The sequence below is a fragment of the Endozoicomonas sp. genome (genome assembly GCF_031844845.1).
In the GTDB taxonomy this organism is placed as follows: Bacteria; Pseudomonadota; Gammaproteobacteria; order Pseudomonadales; family Endozoicomonadaceae; genus Endozoicomonas.
Genome location: NZ_JAVRMB020000038.1, coordinates 1 through 21,867, shown reverse-complemented (window position 1 = coordinate 21,867; position 21,867 = coordinate 1). Strand labels below are relative to the sequence as shown.

Here is a 21,867-nt window from a genome sequence, read left to right as displayed (position 1 = left end):
CCCGACCGTCATCCTCGCGAAGGCGGTTGTCGCAAAACCCTCCTCGCTCCCACGCTCTGCGTGGTAGCGCCAGGACCCAACCACAGACACGATTCCTGCGGTTGGCTATGCATTCCCACGCAGAGCGTGGGAACGAGGTTCAAACCCTCCTCGCTCCCACGCTCTGCGTGGTAGCGCCAGGACCCAGCCACAGACACGATTCCTGTGGTTGGCTATGCATTCCCACGCAGAGCGTGGGAACGAGGTTCAAACCCTCCTCGCTCCCACGCTCTGCGTGGTAGCGCCAGGACCCAGCCACAGACACGATTCCTGCGGTTGGCTATGCATTCCCACGCAGAGCGTGGGAACGAGGTTCAAACCCTCCTCGCTCCCACGCTCTGCGTGGTAGCGCCAGGACCCAACCACAGACACGATTCCTGTGATTGGCTATGCATTCCCACGCAGAGCGTGGGAACGAGGTTCCTGGTGGGTTTTGCGACAGCCTCCTTCGTGGGAATGACGGAGGGCCTGGTACTTTCTACAATGCCACTTCCCTAAAAATAAAAAACCCTGCAAAGCAGGGTTTTTTATTACTTAATGATGTGACTTATTTATCAGAACCCGCAGCCTTGGGGGACTCAGTGTTCTCATAAATCAACAGTGGCTCAGAGTCACCATTAATCACAGAAGCATCAATAACCACTTTGGAAATACGGCTATCCGATGGAATTTCATACATTGAATCCAGCAGTACAGCCTCAAGAATTGAGCGCAGTCCACGGGCACCGGTTTTGCGCTCCATGGCCTTTTTCGCTACCGCCTGCAATGCATCCTCACGGAAGTCCACTTCCACTTCTTCCATGTCAAACAGTTTGCTGTACTGCTTGGTCAGGGCATTTTTAGGCTCAATCAGAATGCGCACCAGCGCTTCTTCATCCAACTCTTCAAGGGTGGCAATCACCGGTAGACGACCCACAAACTCTGGAATCAAGCCAAACTTCACCAGATCTTCCGGCTCTACCTCTTTAAAGGTTTCGCCAATGTCTTTTTTGTCTTCCTTGCTCTTCACTTCAGCAGAGAAGCCAATACTTGACTTGTCAGTCCGGCCAAGAATCACCTTTTCCAGACCCGCAAAAGCACCACCACAAATGAACAGGATATTGGAGGTATCAACCTGCAGGAATTCCTGCTGGGGATGCTTGCGACCACCCTGAGGCGGAACAGAAGCAACAGTACCTTCAATAAGCTTCAACAGAGCCTGCTGAACACCTTCACCTGAAACATCCCGGGTAATGGATGGATTGTCAGACTTACGGGAAATCTTGTCGATTTCATCAATGTAGACAATACCCATCTGGGCCTTTTCTACATCGTAATCACATTTCTGCAGCAGCTTCTGAATGATGTTTTCAACATCCTCACCCACATAACCCGCTTCAGTCAGGGTTGTGGCGTCAGCGATGGTGAACGGCACATCAAGCATGCGAGCCAGCGTTTCCGCCAGCAAAGTCTTACCACTCCCGGTAGGACCAATCAGCAGAATATTACTTTTGCCCAGCTCAACATCGTCTTTTTTCCTGTCGCCTTTAGCATCACCAAAACGAAGACGCTTGTAGTGATTGTATACAGCGACAGACAAGACTTTTTTGGCTCTGGGCTGGCCAATTACGTATTCGTCGAGATTTTCCTTAATCTCGCGCGGAATTGGCAATTTATCAGAAGACTCTTCGCCACTGCTGTCCTGAATTTCTTCACGGATGATATCGTTGCACAGGTCAACACATTCATCACATATAAATACGGAAGGGCCGGCAATCAGCTTGCGCACTTCATGCTGACTCTTTCCGCAGAAAGAGCAGTACAACAGCTTAGTGCCGTCTTCACCCTTGCCGCTTGTTTCGTCGGTCATTCGATTACCCTGTTATACGGACAACGCCTGCCCTGCACTTTCCAATGAAAACAGACCCAATCAATGAAACTGATTAACGCCTGCTCCATAATTCACGGTTACATACCTGTAAGATGCAGGCATCGGGGCATGATTTCAAGTGCTTGATCCGCGTAAAACCAGAATTCATGCCGTGACCATCCAGACCCATGCATTCTGCATACTTCTGGAAAGCTATTCTGATTGAGCCCTCAATAATAACAAGAGAGCTCAACCACTGAGTTAGTGTTCAACGACTTCGGATAAATATCAACCTGCAAGCGCCATTTAACAATGAAAATAGCACACAACAGGCGAGCCATTTCCACTGATTGCAGGAGAACGATCTACTGCTTAGTACAAAGTAGAGCCTGTCAGCTTATTCTTTGTCTTTTTTGCCGCCATCACCGCGTCGATTCATAACCTGGTCGATCAGACCATACTTCACAGCCTCTTCACCATCCATGAAGTTGTCACGGTCGGTATCACGCTCAATCACATCCATAGGCTGCCCGGTATGATGAGCCAGCACAGCATTCAACTTATGACGAATACTCAGGATTTCACGGGCATGAATTTCGATATCTGACGCCTGTCCCTGGAAACCACCCAGCGGCTGATGAATCATCACCCGTGAATGAGGCAGACAGTAACGTTTGCCTGCCGCACCACCCGCCAGAAGTAACGCACCCATACTGGCCGCCTGACCAATACACATAGTGGAAACATCAGCCTTAATAAACTGCATGGTGTCATAAATGGACATGCCTGCAGTTACCGAGCCACCGGGGGAGTTAATATACAGATGGATATCCTTGTCCGGATTTTCCGACTCAAGAAATAACAACTGAGCAACCACCAGGTTCGCCATATGATCTTCCACCTGACCCACCAGGAAGATCACACGCTCTTTAAGGAGGCGGGAATAGATATCGTAAGATCGCTCACCTCTGGCCGTCTGTTCAACAACAATGGGAACCAGACCTGAGTTGGTAATTGCTACGGCGTGCGGGTCTTTCGGATTGAACATATCCTGTCTTAACTCCTTGCCAAGTCGAAGAAAAGCGACGGCTCTGCCAGTCATAAAAACCAGACAAATTAGTCGCTTGCATACCAGATTAAAACGACCGTAGCCGGTAAAACCTTAGCTGCTTTGTCAGGCAGCAGAATATATCAGCTGCCTCTTCTACAAGCGAGATCAGGCAGTCTCTTCCTGGTCTGCCTCTTCAGCTTCAACAGCACGCTCAGCAGGCTTAATGGCTTCCTGATAGCTGCATGTATTTTCTGAAACCTGAGCCGCTTCCAGAATAGTATCCACGACCTGCTCTTCCAGAACAACATACTTGATCTGAGACAGCTGCTCATCGTTACTGTAGTACCAGTCGATTACCTGCTGAGGCTCCTGGTAAGCGGAAGCCATTTCTTCGATCATGGCACGTACACGCTCATCATCAACCTTGACTTCACGCTGCTTAACCACTTCACCAATCAACAGGCCAAGAGCAACACGCTTTTTCGCATCAGCTTCAAACAGTTCTGCAGGCAGTTGCTTAGGATCAAACCCACCTTTCATGCCGCCAAACTGCTGAACAGCCTGCTCACGCATGCGATCAATTTCCTGAGAAGTCAGAGCAGAAGGTACTTCCACTTCGTGAATCTTCAGCAGACCATCCATCACCTGGTTCTTGACCTTGTTCTTCACCGCCTGACGCAGCTCACGTTCCATGTTCTTGGACACTTCCTTACGGAAACCTTCCAAACCATCTTCAGACACACCAAAACGTGCAAAGAACTCGTCATTCAATTCAGGCAATGCTGATCCAGATACTTTGTGTACCTTGCAGGCAAACTCAACAGCCTGACCAGCCAGCTCTTCTGCCTGGTAATCTTCAGGGAAAGTCACGGAAATCACTTTCTCTTCACCGGCAGCAACACCGACCAGACCATCTTCAAAGCCTGGAACCATTCGGCCAGAACCCAGCTCCAGAGTTGAGTTCTCTGCACTGCCGCCCTCAAAAGCTTCACCAGCTTTAGTGCCAACATAATCAAAAGTGATACGATCGCCCAGTTCGGCAGCACGCTCAACGTCTTCAAAAGTGGTGCCTTGCTGACGCAGGGTCTCGATCATTTCATCGATATCAGACTCCTGAACTTCAGCAACCGGGCGCTCAACAGAAATACCATTGAACTCATTCAGAGCGATTTCAGGATAGATTTCAAAGGTAGCAATAAAGGTAAAACCTTCATCGTTGTCAGAGGTGGCTTCAATAGATGGCGCGCCGGCAGGATTCAGTTTCTGTTCCTGGATCGCCTCGACGAAGGAAGACTGCATCATCTCACCGAGCACTTCCTGTCTGGCACCGGCGCCATAGCGACGCTTAACCACTTTCATTGGAATCTTGCCGGGGCGGAAGCCATCCAGACGGACGCGTCGGGACAGATCCTGCAGACGCTTATTGACTTCACCATCAATGCCTGCAACCGGAAGAGTGATCGTCAGCTTGCGCTCAATACCGGAAGTTATTTCAAGGGAAACTTGCATTTTTGTTCCTCAACACCAAACCTGTGTAAACAATGGGCTTAAAGGCGCATAGATTAGCAAATGTACCCAGAAAGTGCATAAACACGTTCTGCCACATCAAATCCAGGCAAGGCAAAGGAACACTCTTATTTAAACATTCCAAATCCCCGCAGGATTCGCACCACTCTCACTTCTCTCCGGCAAAAACCAACGAATTGGACAGGCGTTATATAAAAAAGCACATTCGAGAGACCCGAAACACAGCAACCCTGACTCAGCTTTTTACGCCTGTAATTCATATACGCTTCTCCGAAACTAAGGACTAGTGGGTCCATACACCCCCATCAGGGCCGTTTCTTTGGATGAAACATACAAAAACGGGGATAAGCATGCTTATCCCCGTTAATGATTGGTGCGGATGGAGAGACTCGAACTCTCACGCCTCTCGGCACTGGTACCTAAAACCAGCGTGTCTACCAATTCCACCACATCCGCTCACAGCACTTCTACGAAGCACGCAAAACACTGTTTATTCAGACAACCCGGAATCGAATCCGGACACCTGACAAACTGGGGTGGGCGAAGGGGCTTGAACCCTCGACCGCCGGAATCACAATCCGGAGCTCTGCCAACTGAGCTACGCCCACCAGTAAACGATCGTGAGATTATTCAAAATAAACCAAAGAATCAAGTCTCTGATTCAAAATGAATACACATCTCGATAAATGGCGCGCCCGGCAGGATTCGAACCTGCGACCACCCGCTTAGAAGGCGGGTGCTCTATCCAACTGAGCTACGGGCGCTCAATCTACTTCAAAGAAAGTATTTCAAACTGGTCGGGGTAGAGAGATTCGAACTCCCGACATCCTGCTCCCAAAGCAGGCGCGCTACCAGACTGCGCTATACCCCGAATATCTCATCTCGGGAAAACCTTTAAAAAGTTCTGCTGGACAACGGCGGTGAATATTACTCACAACTCTGGTTCCCGTCAATTACCACACGCATTTTTTGACCCACATGCCCGGGCCGGGAAAATTGGAGTACCGCCTCATCTGATTCACCATATCCATCCAGCAAAGGGATTGCCTCCGCCAACCCCCAATGCAAATGGAGTCAGCAATCTTATGTCACCTCTTTATGTCAACGAAGCCTGAGCACTGTTAAACTATCGGCCATCATTGATACTCACCAATCATCCAATATTGCCAGCAACAGGCTTCAGGATATATGACAGCAAGAATTATTGATGGCAAAGCCATTGCCCTGCAACTGACCGACTCCATCGCCGAACAGGTAAGAAAAAGAACTTCACAGGGTCTTCGCGCCCCCGGACTGGCCGTTATTTTGATTGGTGACGACCCGGCTTCGCAGATCTATGTTGCAAAAAAGCGAAAGGATTGCCAACGGATTGGCTTCAAATCCATATCCCATGACCTCCCAGCCGCCACCAGCGAGCAGCACCTGCTTGAGTTAATCGACAGCCTGAATAAAGATCCGGAAATTGATGGCATACTGGTTCAACTGCCTTTACCTGAACATATTAATTGTGAACTGGTTATAGAGCGCATTCGCCCTGATAAAGATGTCGACGGTTTTCACCCCTATAACATTGGCAGGCTGGTTCAACGCATCCCGTTGCTTCGCCCATGCACTCCAAAAGGTGTAATGACACTTCTGGAAAGTACTGGAGAACCCATCCGCGGAAAAAATGCAGTCATTGTTGGTGCTTCCAATATAGTGGGTCGCCCAATGACAATGGAACTATTACTGGCGGGCTGTACCACAACAACCACTCATCGATTCACGGAAAACCTTGCTGCCGAAGTGGCCAGGGCTGATATCCTGGTCGTTGGAGCCGGCAAACCCGGCCTTATCAAGGGAGAATGGATCAAGCCTGGTGCTGTTGTTATTGATATTGGTATTAACCGGATGGAAGACGGCCGTCTGGTGGGTGATATTGAGTTTGAAACCGCCAGAGAACGCGCTTCATGGATCACCCCGGTTCCTGGTGGCGTTGGCCCCATGACAGTAGCAACATTGCTGGAAAATACACTGTACGCCGCTAACAACCTGCATAATTGATGCACCATCAATAGCTGGCAGGGTATCACCCTGCCAGCCTGACTTCGCAAAAACCTTTTTCAGGAAATCAATAATTACTCATATTAATGTCAGGCATTCGAGGAAAATTTCATCCTCCCACTCAGAACAATCGACAAGATAAATATTGTCAGACTCAGTCCAACTATACTCCTGCCCATTGATATACAGTTCTACAACCGGATGTTCGCTATAAATAAGCAGCTTCCCTCCCTGTCTAAGACGGCTTTCCAGGCGCAGACAGTCTTTCTTCCCGCAAACCACCTGATCCAGAATGGCACAAGGCGGTAGAATTTTGTCTTCTAAACCTAAGCAAATCAATGGCTCTTCAGGATAGAACAGCAACAGATCAGACTGATTGGGAGACAGTTGCATTTCCGGTATTTCCATAAGACTGAAGCACTGTCTTCGGCCCGGCCAATATACAAGCCTCCCCTCATTACCCTCAGCAGAAAATGCATCAACCCGCTCCACAATAGTCTGGTGATTTTCAGAAATATTGAATAAGGCAAGAACATCAACTGCGCCAACACAATTGACTATTTTCAGTAGCTTTCCAGAGTAAAGCGGGTTTTCAAAAAGTTGCTCACGAGCCACCCTGCCCTGCCGATCACAGCGCACAACTTTTCCATCGTTGAATACCAGTCGCATCAATTGTTCAGCATCGGTCTGCCCAACCGGATCACTGGTATAAACAGGTCCACCACTGACAGCTCTTAACAAGCCATGAGCTTCCGCATCCTCATGGATTGTCCACCACATATCCCAGTCTCCCTGGAAAAATGCATCATGAAACACGGCATTGTAGGCATTCTGCAAAGCATGCTCCCTGAGATTGCCACTTTTCTTTGGAAAAAAGTCATCACTGTTGCGGGCAAGTGCAGATGAAGGCCGATGCCATAACTGGTCATTGGCCATACCCATGCAGTTGATCAGTTGTCCGTTAAAATGAAGCCCGGCAGATGCCTCCAAAGCCTGATGAGCCACACGGGACACTCTTCCCGGAAAATCCCGGTATTGATAGTGATTGGCAAGATTACTCTGCACATCGACCTTAACAAAATCCACGCCCTGCCGGGCCAGATAGTCATGCCAGCCATACCAGAAGCGAAACGCATCCCCTTCCTGAGTGGGCGGCAATTTCCGAACGCTGTCCAGAGGATCCAGCTTAACGGGAAAACTGGCCTCAGCATCAATCCCTTCCCACTGCCCGGTCAATGCATGCCAAACCCCCATCCAGGGGATATCATAATGATGATTAAGGGAATGCTTTAACCCTTTCAATCCAGAAGGAAACTTTTCCCGGTCTTCCTTCCAGGACAACAGGCGTCGTTCTTTTTCCTCAGACCAGCCATCATCAATCAACATCCACTTAACCGGAACCCCTTTGGCTTGAAACTCCTGAGCCTTAGCAATGACAGCCGCTTCATCAACATCAAGATAGCAGGCATCCCAACTGCACCAGCCCAGATACTGAAATACTTCTGGTAATATTCGTTGATTCCTCGGACGGGAATAATGAGACAGGTGATCACGCCCCAGCTGCACATTGTCATAGATCAACTGAAATGGATCAGCGCTCACTCCATAAACGGCTATAAGACCAGAAAAATCTCTTACGCCCGCTTTAGAAGGCGCCGCCAGGAGCTGAATGCCTTCAGTTTCTCCACCCTGAAACTCACAACGAACCCTCTCATCACAAACAGAAAGCAGGTGATGATATTCTCCGCCAGAACCATACAACAGTGACTGGGTTTTCTCCGGAAGATTATTCAGGGCACAATCAAAATGAGGTCTTGTCCACCAGCTGTTATAGAGATAATGGGCACATAAGCCAGTAACATCCCCCAAACAACGAACACTCACCCTGACAGCATATCGAGGATGCCAGCTACGGCCTGGCCAGCTGACCCCTTTAGTTATCTCCGCATCCAGAAAAACCAGCAACTGCTTATCAGTGGTTTTCAATGACACTCTGACGAATAGCCAGTCATCATGAACAAAGGCTCCCGCCTGTTCTGACCAGACAAGGTTATATTCTTCGTCGTTATCTAAACGGGTCCGAACAGAGATAGCTTGCCATACAGCAGCCTGCTCATAATGCAGGTTAACCACCTGGTCTTTTTCACGAAGAGAGTACATAACTGCCTCAACTGCATCGTTGGAAGTACGGTTTGATCCTTGTCTAAAGTATTTGTCAAAAATGAGGTATACGGCAGTGAAATTCTATAAATAAAAAAACAAATCGGAAGCGTTTCCACACAGGGCTGTTAAAACCAGAATAGATCAAGGGCGGAAAACTCTCATGAAAGTGTTACCAAACGGAGAAAAAAATGATCAAGAGGTAACACATCTTATCAACTCAAGACACTCTCAATCTTCGCCATTACTCATGCATTTAAAAAGATTGATGCTTCAACTGCTTTTCCTGCAATGCCAAAAACACCAATAGAGAGCAGAGCAAAACAAACTGTTTGGGATTCTCAGCGCCTTGATAGAACTCTGAAAAAACAATCCGTCAAAAAAATGGCACGACACATGCATACATAATGCGGCTTATGTTGACCTCAGACTTAATGGAATAAAGCCTACAGCCGACATGATTTGTCTTCATCAATTACAGTCAGGACCATTGCGAAATACATCTCATGAATAAACCATCACGCAGCAGCATGGAAGCCTACCTTAGACAAATGGGCATGACGACCCTACCGGATAGCCCAAAAGACCTTGAAAAAGAATACTATCGACAGATCTACCGGGTACTGCCCAGAGACCAGGCTCTTTCTCTTCCCGTAAAAAAAGCCCGGGCAAAAACATCCTTACAGCAGAGCAAAGGAAAAAGGCATTCCTGACTTCATTAAGTACCAGGCAATGCCTTGCTGTCATCACTCCCTAACCGGAATTTTCAGCCGATCACGCTGTCGCTTATGTCGAATCAGGCCATCCAGGGTAAAAATACCGAGGGCCAGCCAGATCAAACCGAAAGTCGCCATCTGCACAACACCCAATGGTTCGTTGTAAATCGTCACCCCCACCAGGAAAGAGATCGATGGGGCCAGATACTGCATGATCCCCATCACTGTCAGTGGCAGCTTCTGCATCGCCATATTGAATAATACCAGGGGTATTGTGGTAACCAGCCCTGCAAGGGCGAGAAGAATACTGGTCTGAGGATCAGACAGTCGAAAAGCATGGGAATCATTACCCACTAACCAGAAGAAGTAGATCATAACAACAGGCATCAACAGCAGCGTCTCCACCGCAAGCCCTGCGGTAGCATCCACATTAATCCTTTTTCTAATTAAACCGTAACAGGCAAAACACAAAGCCAAAACAAAGGAAACCCAGGGCAACTTGCCCAGCAATATCACCTGCATTGACACGGCCATAACTGCAATAGTCACTGCCAGCACCTGATAACGGGTTAACCGCTCCCCAAGAAAGCAGTAACCAAAAAGGACACTGAGCAGAGGGTTGATATAGTAACCAAGGCTAGTCTCAAGAATTCTGTTATTGGTTACCCCCCAGATAAAACAGAGCCAGTTTCCGGCAATCAGTAATGATGTCAGAACCAGCCAACCCAATAACCGGGGCGATTTGATCAGTTCAAGAAGCTCACCCAAGCGTTGACGCAGTAATAAAAAGCCAACCAGTAAAAATGATGACCAGAAGACTCGATGGCTAAGCACTTCAAGAGGAGGAACCCCTTCCAGCATCTTGAAATAAATAGGAATAAGCCCCCATAAAGCAAAAGCCCCCAGTCCAAATATCAGCCCGGATTGAACATTGTCGTCCTTCACAGCCACCCCATTATGCACAGCCAACCTTTCGTTTGCCGGATAATCTATACCGAATTTACGATAAATGGTAATCAAGAAAGTGTCGGTAGCTGGATTAAGCTCAACCCCAGAAAGACAAAGATGTCTTTTCAAACATAAAAAGGCCCGTGCATATGCATCACACGAGCCTTCTTTAATGCTTTAATGGCTGTTAATCAAAAACTATACGCCCCTTGTTTTTGTCCAGCATCCTGCCCCCTACATACTTCACCTTATCAAGGTCATCCGTACTCTGATATGGACCATGTAAATCACGGTGCCTGATAATTTCCATGGCGATCCTGGGACCCACACCCAGCAATCCTTTATCCAGTTGTTCAGCCGTTGCCTGGTTAACATTTACCCGGTTAGAGGAATCGCCCTTTGGCGCTGCCATAACAGAAAAACTAAGGAAGGTAGAAAGAGCCAGTACAGTTAATGTCTTTTTCATTATTCATTACTCCATGAATATCAATTGTCCATTGACGGGCAGAGGTTCGCTAAAACACTACCCATAGAATCATTCAAGGCAACGAACTCCATTACTGCAAGACAAAAACTCATGGGCAGACAAATGGATCAATTCCTCAGGTAACCGGAGCAAGGCCAAGAACCTGCTCTTTAAATAACTGACTGGGAGGTGTCTCACCAATCCAGACTCTTAGAAAAAGATTAAACACCTCTTTGCTGGCAGGCACTACCCCCTTTTCAACACCCGCAATTTCGATCCTTAACCCTTTACCTGGAAGATACTCAAATACAGCCTGCTCACCTTTTTTCATTGAGCCATCCACAAGAGCAAAGATTCTTTCCAAATCATCCTTCATGGCTTTCTGCTCATCAGGAGGGCTATTAAGCTGGATAGAGTCATAAAAAGCATTAGCGATTCGCCGAGCACTCATCTTGGAAACCAACATGACAAATGCCATTCGCTGATAGCTGTCAGAAGCATATATCTCTTCCTGACTACTCGTGGGCTCTTCCAGATATAGCGCGCCAATATAACCTTTTACCATCAGGTACCATGTCCTGACAGCAGCTCCCTGCAGCTTGAGCTCTGGCTTATCATTCTCCGCAGCGATGACATCAGGCAAATCATATTTATTAATCAACAGCGCTTTTGCTGGTAACGATAAAAAGCAGAGAAAAGAGACGAGAAAGACAATACGACGGAGGCTTTGGAAATTTAACATACATCATTCCTTATTCTTGTGTGGGAATATTATCTCACTTGCTCTTCACCTTCCACCATCTCTGGAGGGCTGACTCCAGCATTTTCGGCTGGTCCGGCATTCAGTCAGAGTAACATTCTCATGCTTCTATACACGATCGTCAGAACGTTGTCACAAAGCCCCGTTACCGGGATTCTCATTGCCTAAGTCAAATATCTTTACCACTGATCGTTGATCACTCCTTCACCATACCAATCCTGACTATCTGAACCATACTTAAAAGCATTGCCCATTGAAATTACTGGATAAGGCTCAAAATAGGGTATTCAGACAATAGTCTGCTTAGGCATGAAGCAGGTAGTCGGGAGGAAAGAACGATCCCTTATACCTGCCCCGGCAACCCTCAGCAGTAACTTTTCAATCAAACTTTCTTCTCACTCAGTTTATTGCAGACAGACTATGACAGATCAGGATTCCAACAACCCCGAAGCGCTCAGTGGGGATGAAGACAGTCAAAAAACCAGCACTGGCCTGGTTCTTCCTCACCAGGCTCTGCCTGACAAACTTTATCTGATCCCCGTATCCAACCGTCCTTTCTTTCCAGCCCAGGTACAACCACTGGTTTTCAGCAGCCGGGAGTGGGGTGAAACACTTCAACGAGTAGGCCAGAGCCCCCATAAGGCTGTGGGCCTGAGCTTTGTGGGTAGAATGCCCGGGGCAGATGTTGCTCCGGAAGACTTCCCTAAAGTAGGCTGTGTCGTCAAAATCCATAACATCGTTTCCGACAATGATCAGGTGCAGTTTATTGCCCTCGGCATGCAGCGATTCAAAATAAGCCAATGGTTGCGCCGTCGCCCCCCCTACCTGGTTCAGGTTGAATACATCGAGAGCCCTGAAGACAATAGCGATGAGGTTAAAGCTTATGCACTGGCGCTGATTCAGGCGATCAAAGAACTCATCCCGCTTAACCCTCTTTACAGCGAAGAACTGAAAAATTATCTGAACCGGTTCAGCCCTAAAGACCCATCGCCGCTGGCGGACTTCGCTGCCGCAATAACCACCGCTCCGGGCAAGGAGCTTCAGGAAGTTCTGGAAACCATTCCGATACAGCGCAGAATGGAAAAAGTACTGATTCTGATTCGAAAAGAGCAGGAAGTTGCCCGTCTGCAGAGTGAAATTAACGCCGAAGTTAATCGCAAAATCAGTACTCATCAGCGAGAGTTTTTCCTGAAAGAACAACTCAAGGTAATCCAGAAAGAACTGGGCATATCCAAGGATGACCGCACCGCTGAAATGGAGCAGTTTGAACAACGACTGGCAAAACTCTCTGTCCCTGAAAGTGCTAAAGCCAAGATTGATGATGAGCTGAAGAAACTTTCCATTCTTGAAACCGGCTCTCCGGAATACGCCATCTGCAGAAACTACCTGGATTGGGCAACTTCTGTTCCCTGGGGAGTGTTCTCGAAAGACAACCTGGATCTTAACCATGCCAGGGGTGTACTCAGTGCCGATCATGACGGACTTGATGATGTTAAAGATCGCATCATCGAATTTCTGGCGGTAGGGGCTTACCGGAAAGAAGTTTCAGGGACAATCCTGCTACTTGTCGGCCCTCCGGGTGTCGGCAAAACGTCCATCGGTAAATCGGTAGCCAGAGCACTGGATAGAAAATTCTATCGGTTCAGCCTTGGGGGCATGAGAGATGAAGCGGAGATAAAAGGCCATCGTCGAACCTATATTGGTGCACTTCCGGGAAAGCTTGTGCAGGCCCTTAAGGAAGTGACAGTATCCAACCCGGTTATCATGCTGGACGAGATCGATAAAATAGGCACCTCTTTCCGGGGAGACCCAGCTTCTGCACTGCTGGAAGTACTTGATCCGGAACAAAACGCCGAGTTTCTGGATCACTACCTGGATATGAGAATTGATCTGTCCAAGGTTCTCTTTATCTGTACAGCCAATCAGCTGGACACGATTCCCGGCCCACTGCTTGACCGTATGGATGTAATCAGACTATCGGGTTATATCACCGAAGAAAAAGTAGCCATTGGGAAAAATCATCTCTGGCCAAAGCAGCTTAAAAGAGCAGGCCTGAAGAAAAGCCAGCTCAGGATATCCGATCCAACTTTCCGCAAAATTATTGATGGTTACGCCCGCGAAGCAGGTGTTCGTCATTTTGAAAAACTGCTGCAGAAAATCATCCGGAAAGTGGTGGTTAAATTTCTTGAAAGCGATGAAAACAAGCAGACAGTTTCAGCAAAAAATCTGGAAGAGTTTCTGGGAGCCCCTTACTTCCGGGAGGAAAAACCAATGGAAGGCGTGGGTATTGTCACCGGCCTTGCATGGACAGCCATGGGAGGAGTGACCTTACCCGTCGAAGCCTGCCTCATACATCAACAAAAGGCGGGCTTTAAGCTGACCGGCAAGCTGGGTGATGTAATGAAAGAATCCGCTGAAATCTCGTACAGCCATACAACCAGTCATGCCAGAAAGTTTGGCATTCAGGAAGATTTCTTTAAAAACGCTTTTATACACTTGCATGTTCCAGAAGGAGCAACCCCTAAAGACGGCCCAAGTGCAGGTGTCACAATGACGACAGCGCTGATATCTCTGGCCAGAGGCATAAAACCAGTCAAACACCTGGCGATGACTGGCGAACTGACCCTGACTGGCAGAGTACTCCCTGTTGGGGGTATCAGAGAAAAAGTTATCGCTGCCCGGCGCCAGAATATTATGGAGTTAATTCTGCCGGAGGATAACCGGAGAGACTTTGATGAACTCCCTGACTATATTCGTGAAGGAATGACCGTCCATTTTGCCCGTCTGTACGAAGATGTTTACAAAGCAGCTTTCCCTGTGACTGCAGACAAAAAGGCGAAAAGAGGAAAATAAGCTCAGCGAAATGAAGTCAATAAAAAAACGCCACCTGATTGGGTGGCGTTTTCTTTATCACTTTACAGTAGCAGCGGGAACTAATCCCGTTTGGACACGCTAGTGAGCAAAGTAAGTATGGGGCTTACTACCAATACTTTCCATTTTTTATAAGACAGAATTCGCATATAAAAATATTTTTAAGAAAGAACAACAGTATCCATACATCTACAAAAAGGAAACACACCGTAAACAGTCAGCTATCAGGACTGGACTGATTCCAGGTAACTCTTGACAGTAGTGACTATGGCCTGGGTCTGGCTGTCTATTTCCAGATTAACTCTGTCACCCACTTCAGCCGAACCAAATGAAGTACTTCTCAGTGTTTCCGGAATCAGGTGAACACAGAAGCGACCACCCTCAACTTTCTCACCAATGGTTAAGCTACAACCATTCAGAGAAGCATAACCTTTCGACAAGATGAACTCTTTCCATTCGGGAGCAAACTGAAAATAGATGGTCACATTATTCTCTTCCCGCTGGATATCACAAATCTCAACGGTATCGTGAATATGCCCAGACAACAGGTGGCCACCAATTTCATCACCAAACCGGGCAGCTCTTTCGATATTGACCTTCCCACCTTCCTCAAGAGCACCAAGATTGGTAACCCGAAGGGTTTCCTTCATCACATCGAAAGTGGCACTCTCATGATCAAATGCGACTACGGTCAGACAACAACCGTTGACAGCAATACTGGCGCCTGTTTCAAGATTTTCCAGAAGGGGTGAAGGCAACAGAACCATAATACGATGAAGCTCGTTTAATTTTTCTATTCGCCCAATCGGAAAAAACCCCTTCACAATACCTGTAAACATACATTACCTATTCTTGGTAAACTTCAGACTATTTTTAGACAGTGAAGTAGCCGCTCAAGAGCAACCAGACTGTCTGGTGTATAATTTCGGTGGTTACGGTTCGACAACACCTCTTCAGGTGACTCCATCACCACATTGGCCACCTCTTCTTCCTGCAGCGTCAGAGGGCCGTCGTAATAGCAGCTGTAAACCCTGCCCCAGACCTGACAATCATCATTCTGGAAGAAAAAGTGAAAATGAGAAGTAATCGGCACGCCGTCAATACCAAGCTCTTCAGCCAGCTCTCTCCCGGCAGCCTGATCGTAGCTTTCCCCTTCAGTCACTACACCTCCGGTAGCAGGATCAAAGTAACCGGGATAAATATCCTTGCTCAGCGTCCTTTCCTGAACGTACAGCTGCCCACTGGGATTGAAGACAAAAACATAGGTTGCCCGATGGCATAGTGCTTCCTCTCTCATTTGTCCCCTGGGCACTGACCCAAGCACAAAGTTATGGTCATCAACTACCAATACACTTTCCACAGACGCTTCCACCTCTTGCTGGCCAGGCATCGAGATCTCCTGTTATCTGCCGTTCATTTGTTGTTATTGCAACATCTTATATCAAGCCATTCTTAATCGAAAACAGAAAATTAAATAGTTGTTCATACATTGAACAGACATGCCCGGAAAGCTCCGTTCTGACACAAAAAGATCACAATAAGAATTTACCGTTGTTGTCAAACCAACCGAAGAGAAAGCAACAGCTAATCGAGAGCGAATGAAAAATCGTATTGCAAAAGAAAGCAGGGAACGACTTGATATCTCTTCCAATTTGTCAGAGGAACAACCATCCGTCAAGACTGCTAAGAACCGAATAAAATCAGTATAATTAGTGTGTAACAGTAGGAAATTCAACTTTACAAGTCTTTCCTGAACTGTGTTTTTTTCTCGATTTCAACCTTCAGGAACCGATATTTAGTTAAGTATATTTTTATCCCGCAAAGTATCTAAATGGATATACCAATCAAAATGATGCTCCCGGGCTCCAAACATCACCCTCATAAGGGGAAATAATGAGCAAACCTAATGTAGTCTCCGCCATTGTTAATCCGGTTGGATCCATGCGGGTACTATCCAGCCGGGAAGTCAATATTCTTCAGGATAATACCAAAGCTGGCTTACACCGCCTTTTCCGTCAGTGCGCCCTGGCCGTTTTAAGCAATGAACAAGAAGGCGACAGCGCCGAAGAATTATTACAAACTTATAATGACTTTGATATTCGCATTGTCCAGGAACACCGTGGGCTGAAGCTTGAGCTGGTCAACGCGCCGGCCTCTGCATTTGTCGATAAGAAACTGATCCGGGGGGTCAGGGAAAACCTGTTTTCCGTGCTGAGGGATATCCTCTATGTCTCGTCTCTGATCACCAGCGACAAGCGCTTCGATCAGCCTGACTCATCGGATATCACCCATCTGGTTTTTGAAGTGCTCAGAAATGCCAACGGCTTTATCACCAAACAGATACCCAATATGGTGGTTTGCTGGGGTGGTCACTCCATTGCCCGGGACGAGTATGAATATACCAAGCTGGTTGGCTATCAGCTCGGTCTGAGAAGAATGAATATATGTACCGGCTGCGGCCCCGGCGCCATGAAAGGCCCCATGAAAGGTGCCTATATTGGCCACGCTAAACAACGCATCAGTAATGGCCGTTTTATTGGTTTGACGGAACCGGGCATCATTGCCGCAGAATCACCCAATCCCATTGTCAATGAGCTGATTATCCTGCCTGACATAGAAAAACGACTGGAAGCGTTTGTTCGTCTTGGACATGGCATTATCGTATTTCCCGGCGGCCCGGGCACCTGCGAAGAAATCCTTTATCTCATCGGCATACTGCTGCACCCTGAAAACAAAGATATTCCGCTGACCATGATCCTCACCGGCCCAGCCGGCTCAGAAGCCTACTTTGAACAGATTGATAAGTTCATTGGTAACACGCTGGGTAGAGAAGCTCAGGAAAAATACCAGATCATCGTTAATGATCCTGCCAGGGTAGCGACCATCATGAGCCGGGGGCTGGAGAAAGTAACCCGCTTCCGTCGTAAGAAGGGTGACGCTTACTATTTTAACTGGCTATTAAAGATCGATGATGAGTTTCAACAGCCTTTTGAACCAACCCATGAAAATATGGCAAGTCTGGAATTGCACAGCGATCTTCCAACTCATCAACTGGCAGCGAACTTACGAAGAGTCATGTCGGGGATTGTTGCGGGAAATATCAAGGAAGATGGCGTCAGCCTGATTCGAAAACATGGCCCCTATCACCTCAGTGGTGAGTCAGAACTAATGGTGCAGATGGATAACCTTCTACAGTCATTTGTTGACCAGCACCGGATGAAATTACCCGGCAGTCATTACGAACCCTGTTACGAAATCATTGAGTCCTGACTCCCTGCCCAGAGAAGCCATAACGGCTTCTCTGGATCATTTATAAAAAACCACCATTCACAGAAAAAATAGTGGGCATTTCGGTCTTTACTTAACTTAAAAAGCACCTTCCGCTATAATGCCCGCGCCACCAGTACTTTATCTGCCGGAAACTTCAACATTATTATGAAAATACCGCCAGTAAAGCTCTTCACCTTTCACGGTTTAGGCTAAAGCAGTACTCTTTCAACAAGAACGCCTCAAGGCTGTACTGCTATAGCACTGGTAAAGAATTCCTTGGAACATCTGACGGACCTACAGCCAAAGCAATAAAGGTTTGTCGAAGGATCGCCCAAGAGCCTGCCATAGATGATGAGGGTAGTACTCGTGTTAGAAGCCTATAGAAAACACGTCAAAGAGCGTGCCCGGGAAGGTGTCCCACCAAAGCCACTGAATGCAGAACAGGTGTCAGGCCTGGTTGAACTGCTGAAAAACCCACCAGCCGGTGAAGAACAATTTCTTCTTGGCCTCCTCGAAAACCGGATTCCTCCCGGTGTAGATGAAGCCGCTTATGTGAAAGCAGGTTTCCTGTCTGCCATTGTTAAAGGTGACGCTGAATCACCACTGGTTGACAGCAAAAAAGCCGTACAGCTGCTGGGTATGATGCTCGGTGGTTACAACATTGAAACCCTGATTGAACAACTGGACAGCACCGAACTGGGTGAACTGGCCGCAGAACAACTGAAAAGCACCCTGCTGGTTTTTGACTCATTCCACGACGTTGAAGAAAAAGCCAAAGCGGGCAATGCCAATGCCCAGGCTGTACTCAAGTCCTGGGCTGAAGCGGAGTGGTTCACCAAACGCGGCGCCGTGCCTGAAAGCACCAAAGTGACGGTCTTCAAAGTCACAGGTGAAACCAACACTGACGACCTGTCTCCTGCTCCCGATGCCTGGTCACGCCCGGATATCCCACTGCATGCCCGCGCTGCCTATAAAATGACCCGCGAAGGTCTTGAGCCAGAAGAGCACGGCGTTACCGGCCCTCTTGAACTGATTGAAGAAATCAAGAACAAAGGCCTGCCCGTTGCCTTTGTAGGCGATGTTGTGGGTACGGGCTCATCCCGAAAATCCGCCACTAACTCTGTACTCTGGTTCTTCGGTGACGACATTCCCGGCGTTCCTAACAAGCGCACCGGCGGCATCTGTTTTGGTGATAAAGTTGCCCCCATCTTCTTCAACACCATGGAAGACGCTGGCGCACTGGTGTTTGAAGCACCGGTTGATAAGCTGAACATGGGCGATGTTATTGAAATTCGCCCTTATGACGGAAAAATTCTTTCTGAATCCGGTGAAGTCCTTTCCGAGTTCACCTTCAAGTCTGACGTCATTCTCGATGAAGTACAGGCCGGTGGCCGGATCAACCTGATCGTCGGCCGCGGACTGACCGACAAAGCCCGTGAAGCCCTGGATCTAGGGCCTTCCGACATCTTCCGTCGCCCTAAAGAGCCAAAAGATTCCAGCAAAGGTTTTACCCTGGCCCAGAAGATGGTGGGTAAAGCCTGCGGTGTTACCGGTGTTCGTCCCGGTCAATACTGTGAGCCTAAAATGACCACGGTCGGCTCTCAGGACACCACTGGTCCCATGACCCGTGATGAGCTGAAAGATCTGGCCTGCCTTGGTTTCTCTTCTGACCTGGTGATGCAGTCATTCTGTCATACCGCCGCCTATCCCAAGCCAGTGGATGTTGAAACCCACCACACACTGCCAGACTTCATCATGAACCGTGGTGGTGTTGCCCTGCGCCCGGGCGACGGTATCATCCACAGCTGGCTGAACCGTATGTTACTGCCTGATACCGTGGGTACCGGCGGTGACTCTCACACCCGTTTCCCGCTGGGTATCTCATTCCCTGCAGGCTCTGGCCTGGTGGCCTTTGCGGCTGCTACCGGCGTTATGCCTCTGGATATGCCGGAATCCATCCTGGTTCGTTTCAAAGGTAAGAAACAGCCAGGTATTACCCTTCGGGATCTGGTTCACGCCATTCCTCTATACGGCATCAAGCAGGGGCTTTTGACCGTTGAGAAGAAAGGCAAGAAAAATGCCTTCTCTGGTCGGGTTCTGGAAATTGAAGGCCTTGAAGATCTTACCGTTGAGCAGGCTTTTGAATTGTCAGATGCCTCTGCTGAACGTTCTGCCGCTGGCTGCACCATCACACTCTCTGAAGCGTCAATCACTGAGTACTTGAAGTCCAACATCACCATGCTGCGCTGGATGATCAGTGAAGGCTATGGCGACCGCCGTACTATTGAGCGCCGCGCCCGCAAGATGGAAGAATGGCTGGCCAACCCAACCCTGATGCGTGCTGATGCCGATGCTGAATACGCAGAGGTCATTGAAATCGACCTGTCAGAAATCAAAGAACCCATTCTTTGTGCTCCAAATGATCCGGACGACGCCCGGACACTGTCTGATGTAGCAGGTGACAAGATTGATGAAGTCTTCCTGGGTTCCTGCATGACCAATATCGGTCACTTCCGTGCTGCTGGTAAGCTGCTTGAGCAAAACAGCGAACCGCTCAAGACACGCTTCTGGATGTCGCCTCCCACCAAAATGGATAAGGCACAGCTGGAAGAAGAAGGCTATTACGAGATCTATCACGACAATGGCGTCCGTACAGAAATCCCCGGATGTTCCCTCTGTATGGGTAACCAGGCTCGAGTAGAACCCGGGGCCACAGTCCTGTCCACTTCAACCCGAAACTTCCCTAACCGTTTGGGTGATGGTGCTAACGTCTACCTCTGCTCCGCAGAGCTGGCATCGGTTGGCGCTATTCTGGGCAAGATTCCAACCACTGAAGAGTATATGAAATATGCCAGCGAGCTGGACTCAATGGCTGGCGATATCTATCGCTACCTCAACTTCGACAAGGTAGAGTCCTATCAGAAGGCTGCCGATGAAATCATTGCCAGGGCCGGCTAAGAAAGCACATTAATATTGACTATATAAGCCCCTGTCCCAGGGGCTTTTTATTTTTCAGAGCTTATCCATGACCAACAACATAGACTCTATAACCCCTGAGTCATTATTCACCCCCGAGCTGACCCACTGGATAAAAAGCAGCATTCCCCTTCTGCAAAATATGGAAGTTACTTTTGACCAGTTTGAAAATGGGAAGCTGATCATTAGCTGCCCTTTAGAACCGAACATTAACGATAAAGGCACAGCTTTCGGAGGCAGTATGGCAGCACTGGCTACGCTCTGTGGCTGGCTATACACGACACTGTACGCAAGAACTCGTGTTACATATTGTGAAGCCGTTATTGCTGATTCTCAAATGACCTATCACGCCCCTGCTTCCGGGCCAATTTCAGCCCATTGCCAGGCAGTTATTCCCGAAAAATTCATTACCCGGCTGGATGAACGTCGAAACGCCAAACTTGAACTTACGGTTGAGCTTTATTCTTGCTCTGAAGGGAGTGAATCAGAAAAACCGGCCCCTCAGAAAAAGGTGGCAACATACACCGGCATTTATGTTGCCATGCCATAAAGCCCCCCTTGATGTAACCTCGTTCCCACGCTCTGCGTGGGAATGCATACGGAGCTGGCCATATGCCTCAGGGCTTTGTTGATAAGCCGTAGCCTGAATTCCCATGCAAAGGATAACAACAAGGGTCACTTTACTCTGCATTGATGTGCCGGAGTTTCACGCGGTTATTTCATTTGTGGTGGGTTCGGTATGCATTCCCACAGGGACCGTGGGAACGAGTTCGGAGGGTTTTTCGACAGCCTCCTTCATGGGAATGTCGGAGGGCTGGTACTTTCTAAATGCCACTCCCCTAAGTCGAAAAGAAGCTGAACCCCCCTTCTCTCAAAGCAACCGCCTCAAACCTTTCTCAAGGTCTGCCTTCAGGTCTTCAATATCCTCAAGCCCAACCGCAACCCGAACCAGATTCTCAGTAATACCAGACTTCATGTTATCCTCAGCAGGCAGACGACAATGAGTAGTTGGCGCCGGATGGGTGATGGTCGCTCGGGGATCTCCCAGGTTCGCTGTGCGGGACATAATCTCAACACTGTCAATCACCTGCCACGCAGCCTCCCGCTCCCCTTTAACGGTAAAGGAAAGCGCCCCACCAAAGGCCTTTTGCTGCTTCTTAGCCTGGCTCTTATACACAGCTCCGAGCCCGC

At 48.3% G+C, this 21,867-nt stretch carries 16 protein-coding genes and 4 tRNA genes; 6 read left to right on the top strand and 14 right to left on the bottom strand.

All coding sequences use genetic code 11. The features are described from left to right. Nucleotides 1-586: 586 nt before the first annotated feature. From clpX to RM811_RS01730, 7 genes are all read right to left on the bottom strand, one after another. Entirely contained in the window at nucleotides 587-1,888 is a 1,302-nt protein-coding gene (gene clpX / locus RM811_RS01760) for an ATP-dependent Clp protease ATP-binding subunit ClpX (RefSeq protein WP_402520169.1), read from the bottom strand. 397 nt (nucleotides 1,889-2,285) lie between these two features. After that, nucleotides 2,286-2,936: an ATP-dependent Clp endopeptidase proteolytic subunit ClpP gene (gene clpP, locus RM811_RS01755; RefSeq protein ID WP_402520171.1), complete on the bottom strand. Its 651-nt coding sequence runs from the start codon at nucleotides 2,934-2,936 to the stop codon at nucleotides 2,286-2,288. Between the two features lie 168 nt (nucleotides 2,937-3,104). Continuing rightward, complete coding sequence (gene tig, locus RM811_RS01750; RefSeq protein ID WP_402520167.1) at nucleotides 3,105-4,448, bottom strand: trigger factor; 1,344 nt, start codon at nucleotides 4,446-4,448, stop codon at nucleotides 3,105-3,107. Between the two features lie 389 nt (nucleotides 4,449-4,837). Beyond that, nucleotides 4,838-4,922, bottom strand: a tRNA-Leu gene (locus RM811_RS01745). 76 nt (nucleotides 4,923-4,998) lie between these two features. Continuing rightward, nucleotides 4,999-5,074 (bottom strand) — tRNA-His (locus RM811_RS01740). Between the two features lie 79 nt (nucleotides 5,075-5,153). After that, a tRNA-Arg gene (locus tag RM811_RS01735) sits at nucleotides 5,154-5,230 on the bottom strand. 30 nt (nucleotides 5,231-5,260) lie between these two features. Further along, nucleotides 5,261-5,337, bottom strand: a tRNA-Pro gene (locus RM811_RS01730). A 317-nt stretch (nucleotides 5,338-5,654) separates the two neighbouring features. On the opposite strand from RM811_RS01730, the gene folD reads away from it, so the two are divergent. Beyond that, nucleotides 5,655-6,509: a bifunctional methylenetetrahydrofolate dehydrogenase/methenyltetrahydrofolate cyclohydrolase FolD gene (folD, locus tag RM811_RS01725; protein WP_402520165.1), complete on the top strand. Its 855-nt coding sequence runs from the start codon at nucleotides 5,655-5,657 to the stop codon at nucleotides 6,507-6,509. Between the two features lie 78 nt (nucleotides 6,510-6,587). Here folD and RM811_RS01720 read toward each other — a convergent pair whose 3' ends face one another. Next, nucleotides 6,588-8,669, bottom strand: coding sequence for a Sip1-related alpha-galactosidase (locus RM811_RS01720; RefSeq protein WP_402520163.1), 2,082 nt, complete (start codon nucleotides 8,667-8,669; stop codon nucleotides 6,588-6,590). A 506-nt stretch (nucleotides 8,670-9,175) separates the two neighbouring features. On the opposite strand from RM811_RS01720, the gene RM811_RS01715 reads away from it, so the two are divergent. Next, nucleotides 9,176-9,382 (top strand): hypothetical protein, encoded by a 207-nt coding sequence (locus RM811_RS01715; protein WP_402520161.1) that lies wholly within the window; start codon nucleotides 9,176-9,178, stop codon nucleotides 9,380-9,382. Between the two features lie 33 nt (nucleotides 9,383-9,415). On the opposite strand, the gene rarD is transcribed toward RM811_RS01715, so the two are convergent. From rarD to RM811_RS01700, 3 genes are all read right to left on the bottom strand, one after another. Continuing rightward, complete coding sequence (gene rarD, locus RM811_RS01710) at nucleotides 9,416-10,330, bottom strand: EamA family transporter RarD (protein WP_402520159.1); 915 nt, start codon at nucleotides 10,328-10,330, stop codon at nucleotides 9,416-9,418. Nucleotides 10,331-10,520: 190 nt separating this feature from the next. After that, nucleotides 10,521-10,799 (bottom strand): ComEA family DNA-binding protein, encoded by a 279-nt coding sequence (locus RM811_RS01705; protein WP_402520158.1) that lies wholly within the window; start codon nucleotides 10,797-10,799, stop codon nucleotides 10,521-10,523. 136 nt (nucleotides 10,800-10,935) lie between these two features. Further along, entirely contained in the window at nucleotides 10,936-11,541 is a 606-nt protein-coding gene (locus RM811_RS01700; RefSeq protein ID WP_402520156.1) for a chalcone isomerase family protein, read from the bottom strand. Nucleotides 11,542-11,979: 438 nt separating this feature from the next. Between RM811_RS01700 and lon the strand changes: the two genes are divergently transcribed. Continuing rightward, nucleotides 11,980-14,412, top strand: coding sequence for an endopeptidase La (gene lon / locus RM811_RS01695; protein WP_402520154.1), 2,433 nt, complete (start codon nucleotides 11,980-11,982; stop codon nucleotides 14,410-14,412). 242 nt (nucleotides 14,413-14,654) lie between these two features. Here the strand turns inward: lon and RM811_RS01690 are convergent, their stop codons facing one another. Both RM811_RS01690 and yfcD read right to left on the bottom strand, forming a co-directional pair. Further along, nucleotides 14,655-15,269, bottom strand: coding sequence for a riboflavin synthase subunit alpha (locus RM811_RS01690; RefSeq protein WP_402520152.1), 615 nt, complete (start codon nucleotides 15,267-15,269; stop codon nucleotides 14,655-14,657). A gap of 23 nt (nucleotides 15,270-15,292) precedes the next feature. Continuing rightward, the gene (gene yfcD / locus RM811_RS01685; RefSeq protein ID WP_402520150.1) at nucleotides 15,293-15,820 is read right to left on the bottom strand and encodes an NUDIX hydrolase YfcD; all 528 of its coding nucleotides are present in this window, start codon (nucleotides 15,818-15,820) and stop codon (nucleotides 15,293-15,295) included. Between the two features lie 503 nt (nucleotides 15,821-16,323). Here yfcD and ppnN point away from each other — a divergent pair. The 3 genes from ppnN to RM811_RS01670 all read left to right on the top strand — a co-directional run bounded on the left by ppnN (nucleotide 16,324) and on the right by RM811_RS01670 (nucleotide 21,226). Further along, nucleotides 16,324-17,700, top strand: coding sequence for a nucleotide 5'-monophosphate nucleosidase PpnN (ppnN, locus tag RM811_RS01680; RefSeq protein WP_402520148.1), 1,377 nt, complete (start codon nucleotides 16,324-16,326; stop codon nucleotides 17,698-17,700). A 366-nt stretch (nucleotides 17,701-18,066) separates the two neighbouring features. Further along, a complete protein-coding gene (gene acnB / locus RM811_RS01675) occupies nucleotides 18,067-20,658 on the top strand; it encodes a bifunctional aconitate hydratase 2/2-methylisocitrate dehydratase (RefSeq protein WP_402520146.1) in 2,592 nt (863 codons plus the stop codon). A 67-nt stretch (nucleotides 20,659-20,725) separates the two neighbouring features. Then, entirely contained in the window at nucleotides 20,726-21,226 is a 501-nt protein-coding gene (locus RM811_RS01670; protein ID WP_402520144.1) for a YiiD C-terminal domain-containing protein, read from the top strand. A 321-nt stretch (nucleotides 21,227-21,547) separates the two neighbouring features. On the opposite strand, the gene RM811_RS01665 is transcribed toward RM811_RS01670, so the two are convergent. Next, a partial coding sequence (locus RM811_RS01665; protein ID WP_402520142.1) for a PLP-dependent transferase occupies nucleotides 21,548-21,867 on the bottom strand: 320 nt, incomplete at its 5' end.

Coding starts and splice junctions, on each gene's coding strand:
- clpX (WP_402520169.1), bottom strand. CDS start 1,888: ATGACCGACGAAACAAGCGGCAAGGGTGAAGACGGCACTAAGCTGTTG.
- clpP (WP_402520171.1), bottom strand. CDS start 2,936: ATGTTCAATCCGAAAGACCCGCACGCCGTAGCAATTACCAACTCAGGT.
- tig (WP_402520167.1), bottom strand. CDS start 4,448: ATGCAAGTTTCCCTTGAAATAACTTCCGGTATTGAGCGCAAGCTGACG.
- folD (WP_402520165.1), top strand. CDS start 5,655: ATGACAGCAAGAATTATTGATGGCAAAGCCATTGCCCTGCAACTGACC.
- RM811_RS01720 (WP_402520163.1), bottom strand. CDS start 8,669: ATGTACTCTCTTCGTGAAAAAGACCAGGTGGTTAACCTGCATTATGAG.
- RM811_RS01715 (WP_402520161.1), top strand. CDS start 9,176: ATGAATAAACCATCACGCAGCAGCATGGAAGCCTACCTTAGACAAATG.
- RM811_RS01705 (WP_402520158.1), bottom strand. CDS start 10,799: ATGAAAAAGACATTAACTGTACTGGCTCTTTCTACCTTCCTTAGTTTT.
- RM811_RS01700 (WP_402520156.1), bottom strand. CDS start 11,541: ATGTTAAATTTCCAAAGCCTCCGTCGTATTGTCTTTCTCGTCTCTTTT.
- lon (WP_402520154.1), top strand. CDS start 11,980: ATGACAGATCAGGATTCCAACAACCCCGAAGCGCTCAGTGGGGATGAA.
- RM811_RS01690 (WP_402520152.1), bottom strand. CDS start 15,269: ATGTTTACAGGTATTGTGAAGGGGTTTTTTCCGATTGGGCGAATAGAA.
- yfcD (WP_402520150.1), bottom strand. CDS start 15,820: ATGCCTGGCCAGCAAGAGGTGGAAGCGTCTGTGGAAAGTGTATTGGTA.
- ppnN (WP_402520148.1), top strand. CDS start 16,324: ATGAGCAAACCTAATGTAGTCTCCGCCATTGTTAATCCGGTTGGATCC.
- RM811_RS01670 (WP_402520144.1), top strand. CDS start 20,726: ATGACCAACAACATAGACTCTATAACCCCTGAGTCATTATTCACCCCC.